Genomic DNA, 26377 nt, shown 5'->3' with positions numbered 1-26377 from the left:
GTTTTTCAATGTACTATTAGAAACTTGCATTTACTCCAAACAAGAATGTTCTTGCTCTTGGATAAACGTTACCATCAATTCCGTTGAATTTCTCTGGATCTAATCCATCATATTTTGTAAGTACAAAAACGTTTTGAACACCCGCAGAGAATCTTAATGAAGCTGCTTTTAATAAAGATTTATCTAAAGTATATCCTAGAGTTATATTGTCCAATTTGATGAAAGAAGCATCTTTCACATAATAATTAGACAAATAACGCTGTGTTCCGTTGTCTTCAAAAACAAATCCAGTATTTAAGTAATCTGAACTTACGTTTGATAAGTCAGTTTGTCTTCTTAAACCAGCATCTGAATACCCCATGTTAGAATTTACGTTATCAAAAATGTAATTTCCTAAACTCGCTCTCCAGTTCATTGTAAAATCAAACTTTTTGTAGTTTAAAGTTGAGAATAAACCAAATGTATAATCTGCGGTCGGTTTTTTATATTTGTAACGATCATTAGCATCAATTTTACCATCTCCATTTCTGTCAACATAAGCGCCTGCAATAGGTTTTTTGTTCGCATCGTATAACTGTTCGTATACAAAGAATGAGTTTGGAGCAGATCCAACTGTATTAATCAATACTTTGTTCCCATTTCCTCCTTTAATGTTATCTCCTACCTCGTAACCTTGAAAACCTTCAACGGTCTGACCTAAATTTTCAATTTTTTGATCTAAGTAAGTAGCATTAACAGCAACATTCCATGTCAAGTTATCTTTTTTAATAATATCAGATTGAAGGCTAAATTCAAGTCCTTTAGTTCTTAAATCTCCAATATTATTATATCCTTGATTTCTCAAGTTAGCTCCATCTGGAACCAATACATCAGCTAATAAGTCAGATGATTTCTTATCAAAATAGTTAATAGTACCTGTAATTCTATCATTTAAGAATCCGAAATCAACACCAATATTCATCTCTGCCAACTCTTCCCATTTGATATTTGGGTTGTATCCTTCTGGTCTAGCTGTTCTGTAAACAACACCATTAAATATATATTGAGTGTTAACAGTACCTAGAGTTACCCTTCTTAAGTAATCATACTGTGGCGGAATATCTTGTTGTCCTGTAGTACCATAACCAGCTCTTAATTTTAAACTAGAAAGCGTTTCATTATCTTTTAAGAAAGATTCCTCAGCAATATTCCATGCAAAAGCACCTCCCATAAAGTTACCCCATCTATTTTCTTTAGAAAAACGTGAAGTTCCATCTCTTCTGTAATTTAAAGTCAATAAGTATCTGCTATCCCATCCTAAGTTTAAACGGCCAAAGAAAGATTGCAAGTTGATATCTGGATCAGTAATAACATCTTCATTTCTACTAGACGCTGGTTGAGTAAGTTCTCCAGACTGATATTTTTCTTTTTGGAACAACTGGTAGTTATAACCTGCAGTAGCATCCAATTTAAGTTTTCCTAAATTTTTACTGTAAACAAAGTACGTATTCAAGTTTTTATTTTGAAGATCGTCCGTATACGTATTATTGTTTCCTAAATTTACCCAATTTCCAGTACTGAAAGGGTTCGGCTGATATCCTAAAGCACTTTCTGTACTTTGTCTGTTGTATCCGCTGCTATCAAATCTGTCAATACCAGCTTCAGCAACAACTCTTAAGTCTTCGAAAAAGTGGAATTTATAGTCAACGCTAATGTTTCCCCATTTTCTAGTAGATTTAGATCTTTTATCTTCTTGATTTATTCTTGCAACCGGATTTTTAGCAGGTAATAATGCTAAGTTTCCGTTTGGCTCCAACCATTCGAAATATCCTCCATAACGAGAACCTGCTTGGTAAGGAGATTGCGTTGGATCAAAGCTAATTGCAGAACCAATTACAGCATCCTCATCTTGAAATTGATTTTTGCTGAAAGATAAGTTTCCGCTAATGTCAATTTTTAAGTGATTGTCAAATAAAACTGGATTTAACGATATCGATGTCGTTGTTCTTTCAAAAGAAGTATTTCTTAAAATTCCAGGATTATCAACATTTCCAACAGATAAACGCACAGGCAATTTATCAAATAAAGCACCACTTACAGAGATATTATTGTTTGTTGTTAAAGCCGTATGGAAAATTTCATCCTGCCAGTTTGTACTAGCCTTACCCATTAATGCTTTTTGAGCATCTGATCCTTTTGTGTTTACAAAATTACGGAATTGATCTGCACTTAAAACATCAACTGTATTGGCAACTGTATTGATACCTACTTGAGAACTGAAATTTACTTTTACACCACCTTTTGTTCCTTTTTTAGTAGTAATTACAATTACCCCATTTGCTGCACGAGAACCATAAATAGCTGCCGCAGAAGCATCTTTAAGAACTGTAAAAGATTCAATATCATTTGGATCAATAGTAGACAAAATACTTGTAGCACCACTTGGAACAGCATTGCTCAAAGGAAGTCCGTCTAAAATAATCAATGGGTCGTTAGAAGCGCTTAATGAAGATCCTCCACGAATTCTAATATCTGCTTTTGCTCCAGGCGCCCCACCTCCAACAACATTAACACCAGCAATACGTCCACCAATTAAACTTTCTGGTGTTACGTTAATACCTTTGTTAAATTCTTTTGCTGAGATTTGAGAAACCGAACCTGTAGCATCTTTTTTCTTAACAGTACCATAACCTACTTGTACAACAACTTCTTGTAATTGATTTGTATCTTCGTTTAAAGAAACAGCTAAGTTTTTCTGACCATTAAATACAATAGTCTCTGTTTTGTATCCGATAAATGAAACTAAAATTTTGTCTCCATTTTTCAGATTAGGCAATTGGAATTTACCATCAAAATCAGTAGAGGTACCTCCTGCAGCACCTTGAACATTTACATTTACTCCCGGTATTGGCTGACCTGTGGTATGATCAGTTACCGTACCATTTAAAGTGTTCTGAGCCAACACTGTAAAAGGCAACAATAGGAATAAAAATAACAACTTTTTGTAAATTGTTTTCATACTTTTTGTTTAAATTAGTTTTGAGTTTTTGATTGTTAGTTAAGTTTTTAATTTTACTTCGAATTTCAAAATTATGAATTTATTAACATGCTCAACAGCAGGCCTTTTTTATTGCTTTACGAAAACGTGGTAGTGTTGAAAACTTTCTATTTTTTGTAATCTTTTAGCGTTAAAATTGCAAATACAAAAAATATTACACACCTTTATTATTAATTAGATTTTTTTGAATTAATTCCATGAAACGCAAAATAACCCTAAAACAGATCGCAAAGGAACTTGATGTATCTATTTCAACTGTCTCAAAATCACTTAGAAACAGTCTCGAAATTGGTGAAGAAACACGTCTAAAAGTTCAGGCTTTTGCGAAGTTTTACAACTATAAGCCAAACAATATTGCTCTTAGTTTAAAAAACCGAAAAACCAAGAGTATCGGCATCATTATTCCAGAAATTGTACACTACTTTTTCTCTACTGTAATCAACGGAATTGAACAGGTTGCAAACGAGTATGGCTACAGTGTTGTAATCTGTGTATCTGATGATTCGTTCGATAAAGAAGTCTTAAATATGGAGATGCTAGCCAACGGAAGCATCGACGGTTTTATCATGTCTCTTTCTAAAGAAACCCAGTTTAAAGGAGACTTCCATCACATTACAGAAGTTATCAATCAAGGAATGCCAGTTGTAATGTTTGACCGCGTTACCAACGACATTTTATGCGACAAAGTAATTATTGATGATAAATCTGCAGCGTATGAAGCAGTTCAGAGTTTAATTGACAGCGGACGCAAAAAAATTGCTTTAGTTACAACTGTCGATTATGTAAGCGTTGGAAAACTGAGAACAGACGGTTACGAAAAAGCGTTACTTGATAACGGACTGCCTTTTAATGAAGATTTAATCATAAAAATTGAAGATGTAGATACTTGCGAAATTACAATAAGCCAGCTTTTGCATGATCGTGCTTTTGATGCAGTTTTTGCTGTAAATGAGCTTTTTGCAGTAACAATTATCAAAACTGCTTCAAAAATGGGATTGAAAGTTCCTGAAGATTTAGCTGTCATTGCTTTTACAGACGGGATTATTTCAAAATACTCAACGCCAAGTATTACAACTGTAAGCCAAAGCGGTGAAAAAATGGGAAACAAAGCCGCCAAAATGCTGATCGAAAGACTAGAAGCCGAAGAAGATGAAGACGAAGAGCACACCGAAAATTACACGACAGAAGTTATAGAAACTCACCTGATAAAAAGAGAATCTACTGACTAAAATTCTTAAAATCAATACTTTCTAAAGCCATAAAAAATATTTATGGCTTTTTTATTAGCATATATAAAAAAATAATTTATAATTTTACGCCCGTCAAGGCTTTTTAGTTTTACTTCGAAAGAAACAAAGTTTTGATAAGCAAAGCGCTTATCGTATAATTTTCAAATTACGATAATGGAAAAGCGTAAATTAAGTTTCTGGGAAATCTGGAACATGAGTTTCGGATTCTTAGGAATCCAAATGGGGTTTGCACTTCAGAATGCAAATGCCAGCAGAATTCTTCAAATTTTTGGTGCCGACGTACATGAACTCTCATGGTTTTGGATTATTGCTCCCCTAATGGGATTAATAGTGCAACCCATTATTGGCCATTACAGCGATAAAACTTGGGGAAGATTCGGCAGACGAAAGCCTTTCTTTTTAGTAGGAGCCATTTTAGCCTCGGTAGGATTAATTTTAATGCCGCAAGCTAACATTTTCATCTCTGTTCTTCCAGCCTTATGGGTCGGAGCAGGAATGCTAATGATTATGGATGCCTCTTTCAACATTGCTATGGAGCCTTTCAGAGCGCTTGTTGGAGACAATTTAAGGACAGATCAGCGTACTGCGGGATTTAGCATTCAAACTTCTCTAATTGGTTTTGGAGCGGTAATCGGTTCTGCATTGCCATACATTTTGACGAAATATTTTGGTGTTTCAAACAGCACAGTTCCAGGAAGCGTTCCATTAAACCTAACCTTGTCATTTATTATTGGTGCAGCGGTTTTAATTGGTTCAATCTTAGTTACGCTATTCACAACCAAAGAATATTCGCCAGAAGAATTAGCAAAATTTGAAGATCCGCAAAATGATGCGATTTCTGATTCTGAAGAGAAATCGAAAATTACAGACATCTTTTCTGACTTTGCAAAAATGCCTATAACCATGCGCCAATTAAGCTGGGTACAGTTTTTCTCTTGGTTTGGACTATTCGGAATGTGGGTTTTTACAACCCCTGCAATTGCGCATCACATTTACAGATTGCCATTAGAAGACACATCAAGCCAGCAATATCAAGATGCTGGTGATTGGGTCGGAATTCTGTTTGGTGTTTACAACTTGGTTTCGGCTATTGTCGCTTTGTTTTTCTTGCCTTATATCGCTAAAAAAATCGGAAGAAAAGCAACACATTCACTTTCATTAGTTATTGGAGGAATTGGTTTAATCTCCATTTATTTCATGCCAAATGAAGACTGGGTTGTGCTTCCAATGATTCTAATCGGAATTGCTTGGGCGAGTATCTTGGCAATGCCATACGCTATTCTTGCAGGTTCTATTACGCCTAAAAAAATGGGCGTATATATGGGAATCTTCAACTTCTTTGTCGTTATTCCGCAAATCGTAAACGCTTTAATTGGCGGTCCAATTGTAAAATACCTTTACAACGGAGATGCAATTTATGCCCTAGTCACAAGTGGAGTTAGTTTTCTAATTGCCGCAGCTTTAGTTTCTAAAGTAAAAGACGTAGACGACTTTACTCAAAAATCATAATTAAGAATTTTCCATAACAATGAGCAAAAAAGCATTCATATTCGATCTTGATGGAGTGATCGTTGATACCGCTAAATACCACTTTTTGGCTTGGCAGAAAATCGCCAAATCGTTAAACATAAATTTTACGCTTGAAGACAACGAACTTCTAAAGGGCGTTAGTCGTGTGCGTTCGCTAGACATTATACTTGGATTAGGAAATGTTCAGGCTACTCAAGAACAAAAAGATCAATGGTTAATTCAAAAAAATGAAGATTACCTATCTTATTTAGTTGACATGGATGAAAGTGAGGTTCTTCCTGGAGTTTTTAAAATTCTACAACTATTAAAAGATAAAAATCAGGGAATTGCATTGGGCTCTGCGAGCAAAAATGCAAGACCAATTTTAGAAAAAACAGGAATTCTGTCTTACTTCGATGTTATTGTTGACGGAAATGACGTCAGCAATGCAAAACCAGATCCGGAAGTTTTCTTAAAAGCGGCTCAATTATTAAACATTGATCCAAAAAATTCAATTGTATTTGAAGATTCTGTTGCCGGAATTCAGGCAGCAAATATCGCAGAAATGGTAAGTGTGGGAATTGGTGAGGAAACAATTTTACATGAAGCTGATCATATTTTTAAGGATTTTACCCAAATCACAACAAGCTTTATTGAGAAACTAATTAGTTAATGTGGTAATGTGTCAATTAGATAATGCAACAAAAAAATCAATTATCTAATTTTCTAATTAACTCATTTTCTAGTTAAAAAATGAAAACGTAGAACAACCAAGCAATTAAAAGATAAAACAGTCAAAAAATAATTATCAAATTATCCAATTGGCACATTATCTCATTAGCTAATTGCCCAATTATCTAATTAAAAAAGATGAACCAAGATTATATAAAACCAGACAATTGGTCTATTATCGAAGAAGGATTTGATGTCGAAAGAGTAAAATCGTCTGAAAGTCTATTTAGCATCGGAAACGGTGCTATGGGACAACGTGCTAATTTTGAAGAAAGCTATTCTGGAGAAACTTTCCAAGGAAGCTACATCGCAGGAATTTATTATCCAGACAAAACGAAAGTGGGCTGGTGGAAAAACGGTTATCCAAAATATTTCGCGAAAGTTCTAAATGCTCCAAACTGGATCGGAATTGATATTGAAATCAACGAAGAAAACCTTGATTTGAATACTTGTACCGAAGTTAGAAACTTTCGCAGAGAACTGAACATGAAAGAAGGATGGTACAATCGTTCTTTTGAAGCAGTTTTGAAGAACGGAACTGAAATCGCAGTAAACATTCGTCGTTTCCTTTCATTGGATCTAGACGAAGCGGGAGTTATCAAATACGATATCACGCCATTAAACAAAGATGCAAAAATTGTTTACAAACCGTATATCGATGCTGGTGTAACGAATGAAGATGCCAACTGGGAAGAAAAATTCTGGGAACCTCTTGAAGTTAAAAAAGGAACAAACGAAGCTTTTGTAACGGCTCAAACCTTCAAAACGCATTTTAAAGTTACGACTTTCATGCACAATACGATTTTGGCAAATGGAGAAAATGCAAATATTTCACCTTCAACAATCGATTCAACTGTGGATAAAGTTCAATATACGTACGGAACTATTATCGCAAAAGGACAAACCTCAACAATTCAGAAAATTGGAGGCTATACCGTTTCTTTAAACCACGAGAATACTTTGGCTGGAGCCGAAAAAGTAATCAAATCTGCTGTTGCTTTAGGTTACGATGTCTTGCTTCAAAATCAAATTGAGGCTTGGGCTAAAATTTGGGAAATGTCAGATATTACCATTGAAGGTGATGTAAAAGCACAACAAGGAATCCGTTTTAACATTTTCCAATTAAACCAAACCTATTCAGGAAAAGACAGCCGATTGAATATTGGACCAAAAGGTTTTACAGGAGAAAAATACGGAGGATCTACTTATTGGGATACCGAAGCATATTGCATTCCGTTTTACATGGCTACAAAAGATCAGCAGGTTGCGAGAAACTTACTGACGTATCGCTACAATCAATTAGACAAAGCGATTGAAAATGCGAAAGATAATTTAGGTTTCAAAAATGGCGCAGCTTTGTACCCGATGGTTACCATGAATGGCGAAGAATGCCACAACGAATGGGAAATCACACACGAAGAAATTCACAGAAATGGTGCGATTGCTTTTGCGATTTACAACTATTACCGTTACACCGGCGATTACTCTTATATTCCGGAAAAAGGTTTAGAAGTTTTAATCGGAATTGCACGTTTCTGGCACCAGAGAGCTTCTTTCTCAAAAGATAAAAACCTATATGTAATTTTGGGAGTTACAGGTCCGAACGAATACGAAAACAACATCAACAATAATTTCTATACCAATTATATCGCAAAATGGTGTATCGATTTTGCTGCTGAACAAATCGAAAAAGTAGCTTTAGAATATCCTGCAGATCACAAACGTGTTTTGGAAAAAGTTAGCCTTTCGGCGAATGAAATTCAGGAATGGAAAAAAGTGGCAGACGATATGTACTTCCCTATTTCTGAAGAACTTGGAATCTACTTACAGCAAGACGGTTTCTTAGATAAAGAATTGATTCCAGTAAAAGATTTAGATAAATCGCAACGCCCTATCAACCAAAAATGGTCTTGGGATCGCGTGCTGCGTTCACCATACATCAAACAAGCTGACGTTTTACAAGGTTTTTATTTCTTCGAAGATCATTTTTCTAAAGAAGAATTAAAGCGTAATTTCGAGTTTTACGAATCATTTACCGTTCATGAAAGTTCGCTATCGCCTTGCGTGCACTCGATTCAGGCTGCTGCTTTAGACAAAATGGATATGGCGTACACTTTCTATTTAAGAACTTCGCGTCTGGATTTGGACGATTACAACAAAGAGGTTGAAGAAGGCTGCCACATCACATCAATGGCCGGAACTTGGATGAGTATCGTGGAAGGATTTGGAGGAATGCGTGTGAAAAATAACCAGCTTCATTTCTCACCAAAAATCCCAAAAGAGTGGAAAGGATATTCGTTTAAAATCAATTTCAGAAACCAGATTTTAAAAGTTTCTGTAAATCACAACGAAACAACTTTTACTGTAGATGGCGATCAGGATTTAACAATTGTAGTTAACGGAAATCCCATAACTGCAAGTAAATTTGTACAAATAAATTAAATTACAATACTAAAAATCTAAAAACATGAAAAACTTATTTTTCGCAAGTTTAATTTTGTTTGCGTTTAGCACCGTTGCAAAAGCGCAGCAGTTAAAATCACCCGAAGGCAAGTTCGTAATGGAATTTTCTCTTCAAAACGACGGAACTCCAGTTTACAATTTAAAATACAAAAACAAAGAAGTTGTAAAAACCAGTAAACTAGGTCTTGAACTTAAAGATGATAAAAAATCTTTATTGAATGACTTTACAATTGCTGACACAAAAACTTCGACTTTTGATGAAACTTGGAAACCAGTTTGGGGAGAAGTAGATCACATCAGAAATCATTATAATGAACTGGCGGTTACTTTAAACCAAAAAGGAACTGACAGACAAATCGTAATCCGTTTCCGTTTATTCGATGACGGTTTAGGATTCAGATATGAATTTCCAGCGCAAAAAAACCTTACTTACTTTGTAATCAAAGAAGAAAGATCTCAATTTGCCATGACTGGAGACCACACTGCTTTCTGGATTCCAGGCGATTATGACACTCAGGAATACGACTACACAAAATCGAAATTATCTGAAATTAGAGGTTTATCTCAAAAAGCGTATACGGCTAACGTTTCTCAAAAATCTTTTTCGCCAACAGGTGTTCAGACTTCTTTGATGCTAAAAACTGCTGACGGAATCTACATCAACTTACACGAAGCGGCTTTGATTGACTATTCTTGTATGCATTTGAATTTAGATGATAAAAACCTAATTTTCGAATCTTGGCTGACTCCAGATGCTAAAGGAGATAAAGGCCATATGCAGGCACCGAATCACTCGCCTTGGAGAACGATTATGGTGAGTGATGACGCTAGAGAAATCTTAGCTTCAAAAATGACGTATAACTTAAACGATCCTTCAAAAATTGATGATACTTCATGGATTAAACCCGTAAAATACGTTGGGGTTTGGTGGGAAATGATTACAGGAAAAAGTTCTTGGTCGTACACCAATGATTTTCCAACGGTTCAATTAGGCGTTTCTGATTTTTCAAAAGCAAAACCAAACGGAACACACGGTGCAAACAATGCTAACGTAAAAAAATACATTGACTTTGCTGCTGCAAATGGTTTCGACGCTGTTTTGGTTGAAGGATGGAACGAAGGCTGGGAAGACTGGTTTGGCCACTCAAAAGATTATGTTTTTGATTTCTTAACACCTTATCCAGATTTTGATGTAAAAGGTCTGCACGAATATGCAAAATCTAAAGGTGTAAAAATCATCATGCACCACGAAACTTCAGGATCTGTTCGCAACTACGAGCGTCATATGGATGCAGCTTACAAGTTCATGAAAGACAACGGATACGATGCTGTAAAAAGCGGTTACGTAGGTGACATTTTGCCTCGCGGTGAAAATCACTACGATCAATGGATTGTAAACCATTATCAATATGCGATTGAAAAAGCAGCTGATTACAAAATTATGGTAAACGCTCACGAAGCGGTTCGTCCAACGGGAATTGCGAGAACATACCCAAATTTAATTGGAAACGAAGCAGCCAGAGGAACAGAATACCAAGCTTTTGGAGGTTCTAAACCAAATCACGTTACGGTATTGCCATTTACACGTTTAATCGGTGGTCCAATGGATTACACGCCGGGAATCTTCGAAATGGATATCAGCAAAATGAATCCGGATAACAAATCGCATGTAAACAGCACCATTTGCAATCAATTGGCTTTATACGTTACGATGTACAGCCCGTTGCAAATGGCGGCGGATACTCCTGAGAACTATAATCGTTTTCCAGATGCATTCCAATTTATTAAAGATGTAGCGGTTGACTGGTCTGAAAGTAAATATATCGAGGCTGAACCAGGAGATTTTATCACCGTTGCCCGTAAAGCGAAAGGAACAAATAACTGGTTCGTTGGAAACGTAAATGGAGAAACTCCGCGTACCTCAAACATTGATTTCAGCTTCCTTGAAAAAGGAAAAAAGTATACGGCAACCATTTATGCTGATGCAAAAGATGCGCATTACAAAACTAATCCGCAAGCTTATACGATCAAGAAAATTGCTGTAACGAATAAATCAAAATTATCTCAGTTTTCTGCTCCAGGCGGAGGATATGCGATAAGCATTATCGAAAACAAATAATTTTTAAAGACAAGTAGTTCCCCCCAAGATTACTTGTCTTTTTTTTAATCAATCTCTTTTTGTCAGTTCGAGCGTCCCGAAGCTTGGGGACGCTCGAACTGACAATGAGAATAATTTCTTATTACTATGAAAAACCAAAAAACATCACTTATCTATAAATTAATTCTAATGGTTTTGTTGTTTTCCGCTTCCGCGAAAGCGCAAATCCAAAAAGTAGAACCACCATTTTGGTACGCTGGAATGAAAAATCCGGAACTGCAGATTATGTTCTACGGAAAAAATATTGCACAATACGAAACTTCTGTTTCGAACAATGTTGTGATTAAAAATATAGAAAAAACAGAAAATCCAAATTACCTTTTCGTAACAATCGATACCAAAAACGTAAAAGCTTCTGAATTGGTTTTCTCTTTCAAAAACAAAAATAAAATTGCTTTCACTCAAAAATATTCGCTTAAAGAAAGAAGAGCAAATTCGGCAGACAGAAAAAGTTACGATGCATCGGATTTGATTTACTTAATCATGCCCGATCGTTTTGCAAACGGAAATCCTAAAAACGACAGCGACGCTACTTTAACTGAAAAAGGAAATCGTCAGGATCCAAGCGGGCGTCACGGTGGCGATATCGAAGGAATCATCAAAAACTTAGATTATATTTCGTCTCTTGGAGCGACTACAATCTGGAGCACGCCTTTATGCGAAGACAACGACAAACAGCATTCGTATCATACTTACGGGCAATCTGATGTTTATAAAATTGATCCGCGTTACGGAACTAATGACGATTATGCACGTCTTTCTGCAGAAATGCACAAAAAGAACATGAAACTGGTTATGGATTATGTAACGAATCACTGGGGAATTACGCACTGGATGATGAAAGATATCCCAACCAAAACCTGGTTCAATCAATTTGAAACTTTCACACAAACGCACCACAGACGTGAGGTAATTACAGATATTCACGCTTCAAAAATCGATCAGGAAGTTTGTATCGATGGCTGGTTTGTGCCTTCTATGCCCGATTTGAATTTAAGAAAACCGATTGTTGCAAAATACTTGACGCAAAACGCCATTTGGTGGATAGAATTTGCGAATCTGGACGGTTTTAGAGTTGATACTTATAATTATTCGGATAAAACAGCAATGGCAAATTGGGCAAAATCAATTACAGATGAATATCCGAATTTTAATATCGTGGGTGAAATCTGGATGCACAATCAGGCGAATTTGGCTTTTTGGCAAAAAGACAGTAAAATTGGTGCGATTGAAAACTATAATTCGAATTTGCCAAGTGTAATGGATTTTACGCTTCAAAGTCAGGTTATATCTGCGTTCAACGAAGATCAACCAAATTGGGACAGCGGATTGATTAAATTCTACAACAATTTTGCAATGGATTTTTTATATCCAGACACCAATAACATTTTGGTTTTTGCCGAAAATCATGACACCGATCGCATGAACGATAAGTTCAAATATGATTTGCCAAAATATAAACTGGCCATGACTTTATTGGCTACAGTTCGCGGAATCCCGCAGATTTACTACGGTTCAGAAATTGGAATGGGCGGTGACAAAAGCAAAGGCGATGCCGATATTCGTCAGGATTTTCCGGGCGGATGGGCTGGCGATAAAAACAATGCTTTTACGCCAGCAGGAAGAACAGCACAACAAGCGCAATATTTTGATTTTACTTCAAAATTATTCAATTGGAGAAAAACAAACGAAGCAGTTCATTTCGGAAAAATGACACATTACATTCCGGAGAATAACACTTATGTATATTTCAGATATACTGATAATAAAACTGTAATGGTCGTTTTCAATAACAATGCAAAAGAGCAGGTTGTAAAAACAAATCGCTTTAAAGAAAACATCAAAACCTTTAAATCAGGGAAAGATGTAATTACAGGAAAAACATTCGATTTAGCTTCTGAAATTACATTGGAACCAAAATCAGCATTAATTTTAGAATTGCAATAAATTTTTTTCCGCCACGAATTCACGAATTATTTTTTGACAATCTTTGAGAATAAAAATTCGTGAATTCGTGGCTATTTTTTTTTAGCACAAAGCATTTCTCGAATTATTTTTGACAATCTTTGAGAATAAAATTCGTGAATTAGTCGCTATTTTTTTTTAGCACAAAGCATTTCTCGAATTATTTTTGACAATCTTTGAGAATAAAAATTCGTGAGTTCGTGGCTGTTTTTTTTAAGCACAAAGCATTTCACAAATTATTTCTGACAATCTTTGAGAATAATAATTCGTGAATTCGTGCCTATTTTTTTTTAGCACAAAGCATTTCATGAATTATTTTTGACAATCTTTGAGAATAAAAATTCGTGAATTCGTGGCTATTTTTTTAGCACAAAGCATTTCACGAATTATTTTTGACAATCTTTGAGAATGAAATTCGTGAATTCGCGCCTGTTTAATTTTTAATAAATTCCTTGCCACCTTTGCGCAAAACTTTGCGACCTTTGCGGTTAGAAAAAAACATTGCAAAATGCTAAAAATTGCACATCGTGGCGCCAAAGCCTACGAACCTGAAAATACTTTACAAGCTTTTCAGAAAGCATTAGACCTACATTCAGACGGAATTGAACTCGATGTTCATTTAAGCTCTGATGGACATATCATCGTAATTCATGATGAAACCATCGACAGAACCACTAATGGAACAGGTTTAGTAAATAATTTCTCTTTAGCCGAATTAAAATTATTTTTGATTGATGAAAAATATCAAATCCCAACCTTAAACGAAATTTTTGATTTAGTAGATAAAAAATGCCTCATCAATATTGAATTAAAAGGTTTAGGAACTGCTCCTAAAGTTGTGGCATTAATTGAACAATATATTTCAGAAAAAAACTGGAAATACGAGCATTTTATCGTTTCAAGCTTTGATTGGAATATGCTGGAGGAAACATCAAATTTAAACTCAAATATCCCGATTGGCATTTTAACAGAAGAAAATATCGATATTGCTTTGGCTTTCGCCGAAAAAATAAAAGCAAAAGCCATTCATCCCGATTTTCAATTACTAAATGAAAAGAATGTTCATCAAATGCAAGAAAAAGGATTTCTAGTTTTGCCTTGGACGGTAAACTCGGAAGAAGACATTCAAAAAGTAAAAAGTTACAACGTAAACGGAATTATCTCTGATAATCCAGATAAAATATAAGATAGCCACGAATTCACGAATTTTTACTTCAAAGATTGTCAAAAAATAATTCGTGAATTCGTGGCTAACCAAAAAATATGATCAAAAATTTCGACATAATCATCGTTGGCGGAGGAGCTGCAGGATTTTTTACCGCGATTAATATTGCAGAGAAAAATCCGAAACTGAAAATCGCCATTTTAGAAAGAGGAAAAGAAGTTCTTTCCAAAGTTCGTGTGTCTGGTGGCGGACGATGCAATGTAACGCACGCTTGTTTTGAACCAAACGAATTGGTTAAATTTTATCCGCGTGGAGAAAAAGAACTTCGCGGGCCTTTTCATCAATTCTGCTCTGGAGATACCATCGAATGGTTTGAAAAACATGGTGTCGAATTGAAAATTGAAGAGGACGGAAGAATATTTCCGGTTTCAAACTCATCACAAACCATTATCGACTGCTTTTTAAAAGCCACCGAAAAATTAGGTATCAAAGTTTTGACAGGACAAAGCGTTCAGTCGATTTTCAAAAAAGAAAATCACTGGAAAATTGACACGCAAACAGATAATTATGCTGCCGAAAAATTGATTATGGCAACGGGAAGCAATCCTAAAATTTGGGAAATGCTTCAGGAACACGGACACGCAATCGTGAGCCCTGTCCCTTCCCTATTTACTTTCAACATCAAAGATTCCCGAATTAAAGAATTACCGGGAGTTGCGGCACAAGTCACTGTGAACGTAAAAGATACCAAACTAGAATCTACAGGACCTTTGTTAATCACACATTGGGGAATGAGCGGTCCAGCGATCTTAAAACTTTCGGCTTGGGGTGCACGCATTTTACACGATAAAAATTATCAGTTTACCATTTTTGTGAATTGGCTAAATGATGTCGATTACGAAGATGCCGAAAAAATATTGAAAGACCTAAAACAGGAACACGCTAAAAAAGCCGTTTCGAAGAAATCTCCTTTTGACTTTCCGAATCGTTTGTGGGAAAGTCTGGTTCTGGCTTCTGGAATTGATTCGGAAACCAAATGGGCAGATTTATCTAAGAATCAATTGCAGAATTTGGCTTCTCAACTCACAAAAGCCGAATTTAAAGTCAATGGAAAAAGTACTTTCAAAGAAGAATTTGTAACAGCTGGCGGAATCGATTTAAAGGAAATCAACTTCAAGACCATGGAAAGTAAAATTCACGAAAACCTTTATTTTGCTGGTGAAATTGTAAATATAGACGCCATAACAGGAGGTTTCAATTTTCAAAATGCTTGGACAAGCGGATTTATTTTGGCTCAAAATATTTAATAAAAATGAAATTTAAAGGAATTATTTTTGATTTAGACGGGACATTAGTCAATTCATTAGAAGACATCTCAGATGCAATGAATAAAGTGCTTACCGCTTTAAATTATCCTACACATACTTACGACACATATCAATATTTTATTGGAAGCGGTTTACGAAATCTGGTGAGTAAAGCTTTACCCGCGACAAACAGTTCTGATGATGAAATCGAAAGCTGTTTTGAATGTATGGTTGATGAATATACTAAAATCTGTACGCTGAAAACGAAACCTTACGATGGAATCGTTGAATTATTAGAAAACCTGACTTCTCAAAACATTAAAATGGCGGTTTTCTCGAACAAGGCTGATGAGTTGACGAAGAAAATAGCATCAGAAATATTTCCAGAACAATTTGATACAGCAGTTGGTCTAAGCACAGAAGAACTTAAAAAGCCGAATCCGTTTGAAGCTGTTGAAATCAGCAAAAAATGGAATTTAAACCCAGAAGAGATCCTTTTTGTAGGCGATTCTGACATTGATATGAAAACTGCGGTTAACGCCAATATGTTTCCTGTTGGCGTTACTTGGGGCTACAGAACTGAAGATGAGTTAAAATCTAGCGGAGCAAAACTGGTTATTAATCATGCTTCAGAATTAATTGGAATATTGTAGTTAATGAGCTTTTCCGTAAAGATTCTTATAAATATTTTTCTATATTTGCCGCAAAAAATAAGCAATAGCTTACAAAATAAATTATAAATATATTGATGAAAAAAATACTCTCGGCAACCATTTTACTTTTTGTATTCCTTGCCTGTGATTCTAATGATTCTGAAGATCTTAAAGAAGATAAAATCCTTTTAAATACAAATGTAATTGACGCTGAATATTCAAAGCAAACTGATCAGTTAGTATATATATCTTCAAATCCTGCTCAAGTAAATATTTTTAATTCTAATACAGAATCATTACAAAAAATCAGTTTAGCTTACGCTCCTAAATGCATTTCAATTTCACAAAATGGCAACACCGCTGTTGTAGGTCACGATGGTCATATCACATATGTCAATCTAAAAAACCCATCCATAATTCAAACTTACAATATTTCTTGTTCCGCGCTTGATATTGTTCTTGGAAATAATAAATGGGCGTATGTTTTCCCAGAAAAGGATTCATGGACGTACGTAAAAAGTGTTAATATGAATTTGGAATATAATTATGAAATGCCCATAAGCATATACAATCAATTACACGCTGGCACTAAAGGAAGACTACATCCTTCGGGCAAATACATTTATATGCAAAGCCCATTATCAAGCGCTAAAATTCAACGTCTTACAATTAAAAATGGAAATATTGACGATAGATACGAATCTAACTTTGTAGAAGAAAATTATACTATTCCTGGCATATGGTTTTCAGAAGACGGAAACAGACTCTTCACTGGAGCAGGGAGTGTTTTAAAAACCTCTGAGCTTAATGATTTAGATGCTATCTATAATGGTAAAATTACTTCCGAAAACAATTATAAGATTGATTGGCTAGATCATTCTGCTTCAAAAGGGAAATTATATGTAATCTTTTCAAGTGAAGACCTATGGAATGCAGTAAAATCAAACAATCTTTATGTTTTGAATGATTCTGATCTTAGCTATGTAAATAAATTCGATTTAGAAAAATATTTTAATCAAACAACAAGAAACAGTCAAGAAACTTATGATGCTGTTCCATATTTTGTTTTTAGCAACTCTACTGGAAACAATTTGTTTGTAATTACAAAAGCTCTTAATTCTAATTTAGCTAATGAATGGGCAATTCAAAAAATCAATATCAACAAATAAATATTTATTTCAACTAAAACTACTAATATTTCATGCTTCTTTTTTTAATATAGTTATGATAGATTATTAAAAGCAATGAAATGCAAAATGAATTAATAAAATGAAAAAAATTGTATTAACATTAATAACATTATTAACGCTTATTGGCTGTTCTAGCAATGATTCTAATGATTCAACCGAACAAGTAAAAGAGACCAATTACTCCATCCCAGACACCTTAAATTTTACTATTTTCAACAACAACCTTGTTCTTAATATTGAAAATCAAGGAAAAACATCATTAAATTATTCCATAACAAGTTCAAAGGATTATGTCAATCTTTCTAAAAAAGAAGGGGTTATAACTTCTTTAAATCATGATGAAATTAAGGTTGCTGTTGATAAAAAAAACTTGCCAAACGGTAAATCTTATTCAAAATTATATCTAAACATCAACAATAAAAAAGATTCAATAGTTGTAAGTGTAACCAATTTTGTAGAACAAAAAGTAGTTTTAAATTCTGATGTTGTCGATGCGGAGTTTTCTAAAGCTACCAATCAGCTTGTTTATGTTTCTTCAAGCCCTGCAGCACTCAATATTCTATCAGCAAATACAGGAACAATAGAAAGTATACCGTTACAATATATTCCAACTTGCGTATCGATTTCACTAGACGGAAAGACCGCAGCCGTTGGACATGATGCACACATCTCTTATATCAATTTAACGAACAAAAGCATCATAAACACCTACTCTGTATCTTGCTACGCTCTCGATATTGTATTAGCAAACAATAAATGGGCTTATGTTTTTCCACAAAAAGATCAATGGACTCAGTTAAGATGTGTCAATATGAACTTGCAGGATGATAACGAAATTCTTCAATCTGGCAGGCAAATATATGCAGGCACAAAAGGAAGATTGCATCCATCTGGAAAGTATTTATATGGAGCAAATAATGGACTTAGCCCTTCTGACCTAGAAAAATACGGCATTCTAAATGGAAGTGCAGAATATCTTTATGATTCTCCTTATCATGGAGATTATCCGATGAATGGAAATCTATGGTTTTCTGAAGATGGGAATAGAATATTTACCAGAGGTAAAACTGTATTAAAAGCTTCTGAACTAAAAAATCAGGATATGGTATATAATGGTACAATTAGCACTACCGATTCATACTCATCAATTGAATGGTTAGATCACTCATCAGCAAAAAACAATCTCTATCTATTAATCTCTGCTGGAGATTGGATGATAAAGAGACTTCCTTATGTATATGTATATAATGATACAAATCTTGCTTTTAAAAAGAAAATATCACTAGAGCAATTTCTAGTTTCTAAAAATGAATCAGAAAAAGTATTTTATGATGCCGAACCATTTTTTGTATTTAGTAATTCTACTGGAAGTAATTTATTTGTAATAGTAAAAGCAACGGGAGCAGGTTTAAACAAAGAATGGGCTATAGAAAAAATAAGTATCGAATAAAACCTATTATTATCTATTCCGATTGATAAAAAAATATTCTTCATTACAAAAACAAATCACAGCAATTGCCTCTTTTTCTGAAAATGAAATCGAGACAATTGCTTCTTGTTTTGAATATGAAAAGTTTGCGGCTAAAGAATATCTTTCGTCGATGGGAAAAATCAGCAATAAGATTTTCTTCATTGCAGAAGGTTTAGCGCGAGTTTATTATCTGAAGGACGGAAAAGAAATCACGACTTATTTAAGCTGTGAAGATGGCTTTATTGCTTCCTATTCCAGTTTTATAAACCAATCTGTTTCTTTTGAAGACATTCAATGCATAGAAGATTGTGAAGTACTTTCGATCACTTTTGAAAAAATGCAGTTTCTGTATAACGAAATTCCAAATTGGGAACGTGTCGGAAGAATTCTCGCCGAGCAGAACTATCTTTGTATGGCAGATCGCGTCTTAAAACTGCAAATGATTCCTGCCAAAGAAAAGTACCAGACTTTTTTAGCATCGGCACCAGCCAAAATAGTTCAGCGGACTCCTTTAATCTATATTGCCTCCTTTCTCGGAATTACGCCAGAATCGTTGAGCAGAATCCGTCAGGACATTTCTTAACATTTATCAAGTGGATTGAAAAACCGAATTCGAATCTTTGCCAAAATAAAATTTGAAAAAGATGAAGAATATTGCCAAAGACGTTTATCAAATTCCGCTATTTCCTCGAAATTCCATTAATTGTTATTTGATCGAAGATATTTTAATTGATGCAGGAATCAGAAGTTCTGCAAATACAATTTTAAAAGCCATAAAAAACAAAACGGTAAACAAGCACGCCTTAACGCACGCCCACGCCGATCATCAGGGAAGCACTAAAGTTATCTGTGAAACGCTTAACATTCCGCTTTTATGCAGTGAACCCGAAAAAGAATTTGCTGAAAACGGAAATGTAACTTCAGAATATCCAAACCCTAACCATCTCATTTCACAATTTCAGAAAAACTTCTGGGCGGGAAAAGGAAATCCTGTTTCTGAAACTTTAAAAGAAGGCGATCAAATTGGCGGATTCACTGTCATAGAAACTCCGGGGCATTCGAGAGGACATTTATCGTTTTTTAGAGAAAAAGACGGTGTTTTGATTGTGGGAGATGCTATGGTGAATATGAATTTATTAACTACAAAAGTCGGGTTGCACGAACCTCCTAACTTATTTACCACGGATAAAGAGACCAACAGAAAATCAATATTAAAACTTGCGTCTTTAAAACCCAAAATATTGTGTTTCGGACATGGTCCCGTTTTGTTTAATAAGGGTGAATTCGAAAAATTTATTCAAAAAAGCAACATCTTTTAATTAACAAGAATTTACAGATTCTGTAAGTTTTCGTTAAGACTATTCTAATAATTTTACTCTCAACTAATTAATCCTATATGAGAGTAAAATTACTTACAACAATTTCTGTTTTCACTTATCAGATCACCGTATCTCAAACGGAAAAAGTATTGAACGGAAAAGTTCTTTCACAGAATATTCCGCTTAACAAAGTGGAAGTAATTAATAAAACTTCGAAGACCAGCACAAGAACAAATGAACTTGGCGAATTCGCGATTTTAGTCCGCCCAAAAGACAGTCTGCTCTTTTTCTCTCAAGATTATTTCTTCAAAAGACTGAAAATCTCTCAGGAGAATATCGATCAGAATAATATTGTTGTGAATATGATTTTGAAACCAGAAGAACTGGATGAAGTCTTAATTACAAACATAAAATTTCCTCATGTAGGCCTGACTCAAGAAGTTTCAGATTCGATTGCATTAATGAAAGCTTCTAGCAATTTAAGCAAATATACGGGCGTTTATGATGGCACCATTTCTAACGGAATGAATTTTGGCGCTATGGGAGCAGGCCTCTTAAGTTTGTTTAAAAAAGAGGATAATACCAATAAAAAATCTAAAAAGAAAACTCCTGAATTGGATTTTAAAACATTCGCAGAATCAACTTGTCCCGTAGATTTCTTTACAAAAGATTTAAAATTAAATCCTGATGAAAAAGCTCTTTTTTTAGAATTTTGCACAGCCGATCCGCAATCTGAAATTATTCTAAAACAGAAAAATTTACTTTACACAATGGATTTTCTATATGCTAAAAATGAAGAATTTAAGAAGCTGAAAACTGAGATTAAAAACTAAAAAAACTACTTATTCAACCACCAAATACTAGCGTTTAAAACTGTTGCAAACCCAACCCAAGCTAAATATGGAATTAATAAATAACCTGCCGTTTTATTGATTTTGATGAATTTCAAATACGTTTCATAAATCATCAGCCATAAAAGGATAATTTCGATTAAAGCCAACATCGGATTTTTTAATCCGAAGAATAAATACGACCAAATTGAATTTAAAATCAGTTGAATAATAAAGAAAAGCAATGCCTTTTTAACTTCTTCGGTCTCTACTTTAATTTTGTCCCAAACCAAAGCTGCTGCAACAGCCATTAAAATATAAAGCACTGTCCAAACTGGCATAAAAATCCAATTGGGTGGATTAAAAACTGGTTTTTCTAGCGTTACATACCAAGTTTCAATGCTTGGTTTTGTAACCACTCCTGCAGAATATCCTACTGTTAAACAAATTACTAAAGCTATTGCGATTTTTACGAACTTATTCATGACATCAAATTTTGAATTCAAAAATAGGCAAAAGAAAATTTTAAACCATATAAGTTATATAAGTTCATTTTACTTAAGCTACTTACATTTTCTTATATTACTTATAAGGTAAAAAAATTTAAACCATATAAGCTATACATTTTTAGCAAGTACTGCTTATAATTTCTTAAATGACTTATATGGTGGAAAAATTTAAACCATATAAGTGATGCAAGTTCATTTTACTTAAGCTAACTTACATTTTCTTATATTACTTATGTGGTAAAAAAATTTAAACCAAATAAGCTATACATTTTTAGCAAGTACTGCTTATAATTTCTTAAATGACTTATATGGTGGAAAAATTTAAAGCTTATAAGCGATCTAACTTCATTTTTACTTAAGCCTGCTTACATTTTCTTATATTACTTATATGGTGAAAAAATTTAAAAACTATCTTTGCCAAAACTTTATAATTCATGTTTACAGCTGCCGATTTTATACCAAATCCATATACTTCAACGATCGAAAACGGAAACTTTGAGTGGAGTGCTCCAAGTAACATTGCCTTAGTGAAATACTGGGGAAAAAAAAACAACCAGATTCCGGCAAATCCTTCTGTTAGTTTTACTTTAAACAATTGTAAAACAATCACAAAACTTGCCTTCTCTAAAAAAGAGAATCAAGAAAATTTTTCTTTTGATCTCCTTTTTGAAGGAAAGCCAAAAGAAGATTTTAAGCCAAAAATTCAGAAGTTTTTGGAAAGAGTTGAAGTTTATCTGCCATTTTTAAAGAATTATCATTTTACAATTGATACTCAGAACACGTTTCCGCACAGTTCGGGAATTGCTTCTTCGGCTTCTGGAATGGCGGCTTTGGCTATGAATTTCATGAGTTTGGAAAAAATCCTAAATCCAGAAATGACAGAGGATTATTTCTATCAAAAAGCTTCATTCTTGGCTCGTTTAGGTTCAGGAAGCGCTTGCCGAAGCGTAAAAGGAAATGTAGTCGTTTGGGGAAATCAGGCTAATATTGAAGGAAGCACTGACTTGTTTGGAGTAGAATTTCCATACACTATTCACGAAAACTTCAAGAATTATCAAGATACCATTTTATTGGTTGACAAAGGCGAAAAGCAGGTTTCGAGTACCGTTGGGCACGATTTAATGCACAATCATCCGTACGCAGAAAGACGTTTTGCTCAGGCGCATGAAAACCTGGATAAATTAATCGCCATTTTTGAGAGCGGAAATTTAGAAGAATTCATCAAAGTTGTAGAAAGCGAAGCATTAACTCTTCACGCTATGATGATGACCTCAATGCCCTATTTTATTTTGATGAAGCCAAACACATTGCAAATCATAAATGCGATATGGAAATTCAGAAATGAAACACAAATACCAGTATGTTTTACACTTGACGCTGGCGCCAATGTGCATATATTGTATCCAGAAAATGTTAGCGAAAAAGTACTTCAATTTATTCAGGACGAATTAGTTGTATTTTGTCAGAATCGTCAGTACATTTGCGACAAAATTGGAAGCGGTGCAATTGCATTATAATTTTCCGTATCTTTAATTAAATTTTTGGTTATGGACATTCAATTAGAAAAATTAGAACTGATAAAGCTTTTAGCTGAAACAGAAAATCCTAACATTATAAGATCTATTCGAAAAATTTTTAAAAAAGAACAGAAAGATTGGTGGGATGATTTGACTGACGACCAAAAAGCAGAAATTGAAGAAGGAGAAAGACAAATTGAACGTGGTGAATTTGTTGAATATGAACAAATGATGAAAAAATTTCGTTAATGAAAAGAACAATAGTCTTTTCAAAAAATGCCGAAAAAAGTTTAGTTGAACTATTTGAATATTTAGAAAATCAGTGGTCTGAAGGAATAAAAAATAAATTCATATCAAATCTCGATGAAGTAATTTATTTAATACAAATTGAACCTGAAATTTTCCCTAAATCGAATTAAATAAAAATTATAGAAAATGCGTCTTGTCAAAACAAACAACAATTTATTACAAATTCAACACGAAAAGAATTGAAATAATTGCATTTTTCGACACTAGACAAAACCCAAATAAAATTAAGAAAGACATAAAATAAATCATGAAAGGACCACTATTTTACTCAAAAATATTACTCTTTGGAGAATACGGAATTATCCGCGACTCTAAAGGACTTTCTATTCCATATAATTTTTACAATGGCGCTTTGAAAAAAAGCGAAGAACCAACAGAAGAGGCAATTGCTTCTAACAGAAGCCTAAGAAGTTTTGCCTCTTATCTTGAAGTCTTGCACACGCAACAGCCAGAATTGGTTACTTTTGATTTAGAGACGCTTAAGAATGATGTTGAAACTGGAATGTATTTCGATTCTAGCATTCCGCAGGGATACGGCGTTGGAAGCAGCGGTGCGCTTGTTGCAGCCATTTATGATAAATACGCTACAAACAAAATCACTGTTCTAGAGAATCTGACTCGCGAAAAATTATTACACTTAAAAAATATATTTTCTCAAATGGAAAGCTTTTTTCACGGAAAAAGCTCTGGTTTAGACCCTCTAAATAGCTATTTAAGCATTCCAATCCTGATTAATTCAAAAGATAATATTGAAGCAACTGGAATTCCGACACAAAGTTTTGACGGAAAAGGTGCTGTATTTTTGTTAGACTCAGGAATTGTTGGGGAAACAGCTCCAATGGTTAGCATTTTTATGGAAAACCTAAAAGATAAAGGTTTCCGCGCTATGCTTAAAAATCAGTTTGTAAAATATACAGATGCCTGCGTAGAAAACTTCTTGCATGGCGATATGAAATCTTTGTTTACCAATACCAAAAAACTTTCTAAAGTTGTTCTGAATCATTTCAAACCAATGATTCCAGAGCAGTTTCACGGAATCTGGCAGCACGGAATTGACTCTAACGACTATTATCTAAAACTATGCGGTTCTGGAGGTGGCGGTTATATCCTTGGATTTACTGAAGATTTGGAACGTGCAAAAGCAGCTTTAAAAGACTATAAATTAGAAGTTGTTTACCAATTTTAATGCTTTAAACCCAGAAATTATTTGAGTAGATTTCCATAAGTTTCATCCTAAAAAGTTATTTATTATGAAAAGTATTTTTAAAATAATTAAAGCAACTTTTTTAGGAGGAATTCTCTTTTTAGCACCATTGGTGGTATTGCTTATCATTCTGGAGAAAGGATATGGCATTATCCAAAAGATTACGCTTCCGTTTGCAAATCATCTTCCTAGAATTCATGTTTTAGGAATTGCGCTTCAAGAACTTGTTGGAATAATAATCATAATTCTCATCTGCTTTCTCGCAGGTTTATTGGCCAAATCTGCTCAAGCTAAAAGACTTATTCAGAGATTAGAAGATGGAATTTTGAGTTTTGTCCCGGGATATTCATTTATGAAAAACATGAATGAAAATATTATGGGTCTTGAATCTAAAGAGGATTTAAAAGTAATCTTGGTTCCAACAGATGCTGGATTGCAATTTGCTTTTTTAATTGAAGAGATAAACGAAAACAAGTTTGCTGTTTTCATCCCAGATGCCCCAAATCCTTGGAGCGGTTCTGTAGTTTTTGTTGAAAAGAAAGACATTACAGATGTTGATATTTCTCAAAAACAGGCTTTGGCCTGCATTAGAAAATTAGGATTCGGTTCTAAAATTTTATTAAAAAACAAACTTTAATTCTTCTAAAAAAAATAATAGCCTTAAATTACCACTCTAAAACTATAACCCATCAGAAATGCTAAGCAGACAAAATAAACTTTTAATAATGAAAATTGTTAGTTTGTTCTCTGTGGTTAGAGGTTATAACATTCCAATAATAGTTTTAGCGCAATATTTATCGGCAATTTTTATTTTGGCGCCAGAAATTCGAGCGCTGGATATTCTTCTAGATTTTTATCTGTTTCTGATTGTTTTTGCTTCGGCTATTACAATTGCATCAGGCTATATTATCAATAATTTTTACGACAGCCAGAAAGACTTAATAAATAGACCTAACAAATCGATGCTGGATCGTTTGGTGAGCCAGAAAACAAAACTGAATGTTTATTTCAGCTTAAACTTTCTTGCGGTTTTAATGGCTTCTATAGTCTCTTGGCGCGCTTTTTTATTCTTTTCTGTGTACATCTTCCTGATTTGGTTTTACTCGCATAAAATTAAAAAGTATCCAATTATTGGCAATCTGATGTCGGCATTGCTTGCTGTAACTCCATTTTTTGCCATTTTGCTGTATTTCTACAATAAAATTTCTTTTGAAGAAATCGAAAATCATATGAGCCATTTTGTGGTGATTTCTGCTCATGCAGTTTTCTTATTTTTACTTTTACTAATTCGTGAAATGATTAAAGATTTAGAAAATCTGAAAGGCGATTTGGTGACAGATTACAGAACAATCCCTGTTTTGTATGGCGAAAAGATCTCGAAACAAATCATTACAGCTTTGACTATTTTGACCATTTTGCCTGTTTACGTCTTGGTCAATATTTATGATGTTGGCTATATGGACATCTATTTTTATATCTGTTTTGGCATTTTACTTTTTTTCTTGATTTATTTATGGAAATCAAATTCTAAAGAGCAGTTTTTAAGACTTCATAATGTTTTAAAATTCCTGATTGTTTCTGGTGTTTTCTGCATTGTTCTGATTAATCCTAGTGTTTTATGGCACGGAAAGGAATTGATTTCTAATTATTAAGCTATATTCCACAGAGCCACATAAAGAATTTCACTGAGACTCACCAATTTTTTTTTGCGCACTATTTGATAATTTTCTGAATATCTGCAAAATACCATTTTTAAAAGGAGCCAATTGCTTGGATTTAGCCCCGATTG

General features: G+C 34.2%; 22 protein-coding genes. 20 read left to right on the top strand and 2 right to left on the bottom strand.

The window, feature by feature from the left end:
• Nucleotides 1–16: 16 nt before the first annotated feature.
• Complete coding sequence (locus tag N4T20_RS06730) at nt 17–2998, bottom strand: TonB-dependent receptor (protein ID WP_260672306.1); 2982 nt, start codon at nt 2996–2998, stop codon at nt 17–19.
• Between the two features lie 236 nt (nt 2999–3234).
• On the opposite strand from N4T20_RS06730, the gene N4T20_RS06725 reads away from it, so the two are divergent.
• From N4T20_RS06725 to N4T20_RS06660, 14 genes are all read left to right on the top strand, one after another.
• Nucleotides 3235–4266 carry a LacI family DNA-binding transcriptional regulator gene (locus N4T20_RS06725; RefSeq protein ID WP_260672305.1) on the top strand — a complete coding sequence of 344 codons (1032 nt, stop codon included), beginning with the start codon at nt 3235–3237 and terminating at the stop codon, nt 4264–4266.
• A 174-nt stretch (nt 4267–4440) separates the two neighbouring features.
• Complete coding sequence (locus N4T20_RS06720; RefSeq protein WP_260672304.1) at nt 4441–5796, top strand: MFS transporter; 1356 nt, start codon at nt 4441–4443, stop codon at nt 5794–5796.
• A 19-nt stretch (nt 5797–5815) separates the two neighbouring features.
• Entirely contained in the window at nt 5816–6469 is a 654-nt protein-coding gene (gene pgmB / locus N4T20_RS06715) for a beta-phosphoglucomutase (protein ID WP_260672303.1), read from the top strand.
• Nucleotides 6470–6666: 197 nt separating this feature from the next.
• A complete protein-coding gene (locus N4T20_RS06710) occupies nt 6667–8970 on the top strand; it encodes a glycoside hydrolase family 65 protein (protein WP_260672302.1) in 2304 nt (767 codons plus the stop codon).
• 25 nt (nt 8971–8995) lie between these two features.
• Nucleotides 8996–11110 carry a glycoside hydrolase family 97 protein gene (locus tag N4T20_RS06705; RefSeq protein WP_260672301.1) on the top strand — a complete coding sequence of 705 codons (2115 nt, stop codon included), beginning with the start codon at nt 8996–8998 and terminating at the stop codon, nt 11108–11110.
• Between the two features lie 126 nt (nt 11111–11236).
• Nucleotides 11237–13096, top strand: coding sequence for a glycoside hydrolase family 13 protein (locus N4T20_RS06700; RefSeq protein WP_260672300.1), 1860 nt, complete (start codon nt 11237–11239; stop codon nt 13094–13096).
• A 526-nt stretch (nt 13097–13622) separates the two neighbouring features.
• Nucleotides 13623–14300 carry a glycerophosphodiester phosphodiesterase gene (locus N4T20_RS06695; RefSeq protein WP_260672299.1) on the top strand — a complete coding sequence of 226 codons (678 nt, stop codon included), beginning with the start codon at nt 13623–13625 and terminating at the stop codon, nt 14298–14300.
• Nucleotides 14301–14377: 77 nt separating this feature from the next.
• On the top strand, nt 14378–15586 hold the full coding sequence (locus N4T20_RS06690) for an NAD(P)/FAD-dependent oxidoreductase (RefSeq protein ID WP_260672298.1): 1209 nt from the start codon (nt 14378–14380) through the stop codon (nt 15584–15586).
• Between the two features lie 5 nt (nt 15587–15591).
• Nucleotides 15592–16239 (top strand): HAD family hydrolase, encoded by a 648-nt coding sequence (locus N4T20_RS06685; RefSeq protein ID WP_260672297.1) that lies wholly within the window; start codon nt 15592–15594, stop codon nt 16237–16239.
• 95 nt (nt 16240–16334) lie between these two features.
• Nucleotides 16335–17408 (top strand): hypothetical protein, encoded by a 1074-nt coding sequence (locus N4T20_RS06680; RefSeq protein ID WP_260672296.1) that lies wholly within the window; start codon nt 16335–16337, stop codon nt 17406–17408.
• Nucleotides 17409–17508: 100 nt separating this feature from the next.
• Nucleotides 17509–18879 (top strand): hypothetical protein, encoded by a 1371-nt coding sequence (locus N4T20_RS06675; protein WP_260672295.1) that lies wholly within the window; start codon nt 17509–17511, stop codon nt 18877–18879.
• 22 nt (nt 18880–18901) lie between these two features.
• Nucleotides 18902–19483, top strand: a complete 582-nt coding sequence (locus N4T20_RS06670; protein WP_260672294.1) for a Crp/Fnr family transcriptional regulator — start codon at nt 18902–18904, stop codon at nt 19481–19483.
• Between the two features lie 61 nt (nt 19484–19544).
• Nucleotides 19545–20219, top strand: coding sequence for an MBL fold metallo-hydrolase (locus N4T20_RS06665; RefSeq protein ID WP_260672293.1), 675 nt, complete (start codon nt 19545–19547; stop codon nt 20217–20219).
• A 77-nt stretch (nt 20220–20296) separates the two neighbouring features.
• The gene (locus N4T20_RS06660) at nt 20297–21052 is read left to right on the top strand and encodes a hypothetical protein (RefSeq protein ID WP_260672292.1); all 756 of its coding nucleotides are present in this window, start codon (nt 20297–20299) and stop codon (nt 21050–21052) included.
• Between the two features lie 5 nt (nt 21053–21057).
• On the opposite strand, the gene N4T20_RS06655 is transcribed toward N4T20_RS06660, so the two are convergent.
• Nucleotides 21058–21534, bottom strand: a complete 477-nt coding sequence (locus N4T20_RS06655; protein ID WP_260672291.1) for a TspO/MBR family protein — start codon at nt 21532–21534, stop codon at nt 21058–21060.
• A gap of 458 nt (nt 21535–21992) precedes the next feature.
• Here N4T20_RS06655 and N4T20_RS06650 point away from each other — a divergent pair, with 458 nt between their 5' ends.
• The 6 genes from N4T20_RS06650 (at nt 21993) to N4T20_RS06625 (ending at nt 26240) form a co-directional block, all read left to right on the top strand.
• Entirely contained in the window at nt 21993–23075 is a 1083-nt protein-coding gene (locus tag N4T20_RS06650) for a diphosphomevalonate/mevalonate 3,5-bisphosphate decarboxylase family protein (protein ID WP_260672290.1), read from the top strand.
• Nucleotides 23076–23105: 30 nt separating this feature from the next.
• Nucleotides 23106–23324, top strand: coding sequence for a hypothetical protein (locus tag N4T20_RS06645; protein ID WP_260672289.1), 219 nt, complete (start codon nt 23106–23108; stop codon nt 23322–23324).
• Entirely contained in the window at nt 23324–23494 is a 171-nt protein-coding gene (locus N4T20_RS06640) for a type II toxin-antitoxin system RelE/ParE family toxin (RefSeq protein ID WP_260672288.1), read from the top strand. The genes N4T20_RS06645 and N4T20_RS06640 overlap by 1 nt, the downstream gene beginning before the upstream one ends.
• A 137-nt stretch (nt 23495–23631) precedes the next feature.
• Nucleotides 23632–24570: a mevalonate kinase gene (locus tag N4T20_RS06635; RefSeq protein WP_111367624.1), complete on the top strand. Its 939-nt coding sequence runs from the start codon at nt 23632–23634 to the stop codon at nt 24568–24570.
• 64 nt (nt 24571–24634) lie between these two features.
• A complete protein-coding gene (locus N4T20_RS06630; protein WP_260672287.1) occupies nt 24635–25225 on the top strand; it encodes a DUF502 domain-containing protein in 591 nt (196 codons plus the stop codon).
• Between the two features lie 58 nt (nt 25226–25283).
• On the top strand, nt 25284–26240 hold the full coding sequence (locus tag N4T20_RS06625) for a geranylgeranylglycerol-phosphate geranylgeranyltransferase (protein WP_260672286.1): 957 nt from the start codon (nt 25284–25286) through the stop codon (nt 26238–26240).
• Nucleotides 26241–26377: the final 137 nt, after the last annotated feature.

The sequence above is a fragment of the Flavobacterium sp. TR2 genome (genome assembly GCF_025252405.1).
GTDB lineage: Bacteria > Bacteroidota > Bacteroidia > Flavobacteriales > Flavobacteriaceae > Flavobacterium.
The sequence above is the reverse complement of the archived record's forward strand: the minus strand, read 5'-3'. Positions and strand labels throughout refer to the sequence as shown.

What these genes read in the sequence shown, in the direction of transcription:
- N4T20_RS06705 (WP_260672301.1), top strand. Translation starts at nt 8,996, where the DNA reads ATGAAAAACTTATTTTTCGCAAGTTTAATTTTGTTTGCGTTTAGCACC.
- N4T20_RS06695 (WP_260672299.1), top strand. Translation starts at nt 13,623, where the DNA reads ATGCTAAAAATTGCACATCGTGGCGCCAAAGCCTACGAACCTGAAAAT.
- N4T20_RS06700 (WP_260672300.1), top strand. Translation starts at nt 11,237, where the DNA reads ATGAAAAACCAAAAAACATCACTTATCTATAAATTAATTCTAATGGTT.
- N4T20_RS06630 (WP_260672287.1), top strand. Translation starts at nt 24,635, where the DNA reads ATGAAAAGTATTTTTAAAATAATTAAAGCAACTTTTTTAGGAGGAATT.
- N4T20_RS06675 (WP_260672295.1), top strand. Translation starts at nt 17,509, where the DNA reads ATGAAAAAAATTGTATTAACATTAATAACATTATTAACGCTTATTGGC.
- N4T20_RS06720 (WP_260672304.1), top strand. Translation starts at nt 4,441, where the DNA reads ATGGAAAAGCGTAAATTAAGTTTCTGGGAAATCTGGAACATGAGTTTC.
- N4T20_RS06690 (WP_260672298.1), top strand. Translation starts at nt 14,378, where the DNA reads ATGATCAAAAATTTCGACATAATCATCGTTGGCGGAGGAGCTGCAGGA.
- N4T20_RS06660 (WP_260672292.1), top strand. Translation starts at nt 20,297, where the DNA reads ATGAGAGTAAAATTACTTACAACAATTTCTGTTTTCACTTATCAGATC.
- N4T20_RS06650 (WP_260672290.1), top strand. Translation starts at nt 21,993, where the DNA reads ATGTTTACAGCTGCCGATTTTATACCAAATCCATATACTTCAACGATC.
- N4T20_RS06635 (WP_111367624.1), top strand. Translation starts at nt 23,632, where the DNA reads ATGAAAGGACCACTATTTTACTCAAAAATATTACTCTTTGGAGAATAC.
- N4T20_RS06680 (WP_260672296.1), top strand. Translation starts at nt 16,335, where the DNA reads ATGAAAAAAATACTCTCGGCAACCATTTTACTTTTTGTATTCCTTGCC.
- N4T20_RS06685 (WP_260672297.1), top strand. Translation starts at nt 15,592, where the DNA reads ATGAAATTTAAAGGAATTATTTTTGATTTAGACGGGACATTAGTCAAT.
- N4T20_RS06710 (WP_260672302.1), top strand. Translation starts at nt 6,667, where the DNA reads ATGAACCAAGATTATATAAAACCAGACAATTGGTCTATTATCGAAGAA.
- N4T20_RS06730 (WP_260672306.1), bottom strand. Translation starts at nt 2,998, where the DNA reads ATGAAAACAATTTACAAAAAGTTGTTATTTTTATTCCTATTGTTGCCT.
- N4T20_RS06655 (WP_260672291.1), bottom strand. Translation starts at nt 21,534, where the DNA reads ATGAATAAGTTCGTAAAAATCGCAATAGCTTTAGTAATTTGTTTAACA.
- pgmB (WP_260672303.1), top strand. Translation starts at nt 5,816, where the DNA reads ATGAGCAAAAAAGCATTCATATTCGATCTTGATGGAGTGATCGTTGAT.
- N4T20_RS06640 (WP_260672288.1), top strand. Translation starts at nt 23,324, where the DNA reads ATGAAAAGAACAATAGTCTTTTCAAAAAATGCCGAAAAAAGTTTAGTT.
- N4T20_RS06625 (WP_260672286.1), top strand. Translation starts at nt 25,284, where the DNA reads ATGCTAAGCAGACAAAATAAACTTTTAATAATGAAAATTGTTAGTTTG.
- N4T20_RS06725 (WP_260672305.1), top strand. Translation starts at nt 3,235, where the DNA reads ATGAAACGCAAAATAACCCTAAAACAGATCGCAAAGGAACTTGATGTA.
- N4T20_RS06665 (WP_260672293.1), top strand. Translation starts at nt 19,545, where the DNA reads ATGAAGAATATTGCCAAAGACGTTTATCAAATTCCGCTATTTCCTCGA.
- N4T20_RS06645 (WP_260672289.1), top strand. Translation starts at nt 23,106, where the DNA reads ATGGACATTCAATTAGAAAAATTAGAACTGATAAAGCTTTTAGCTGAA.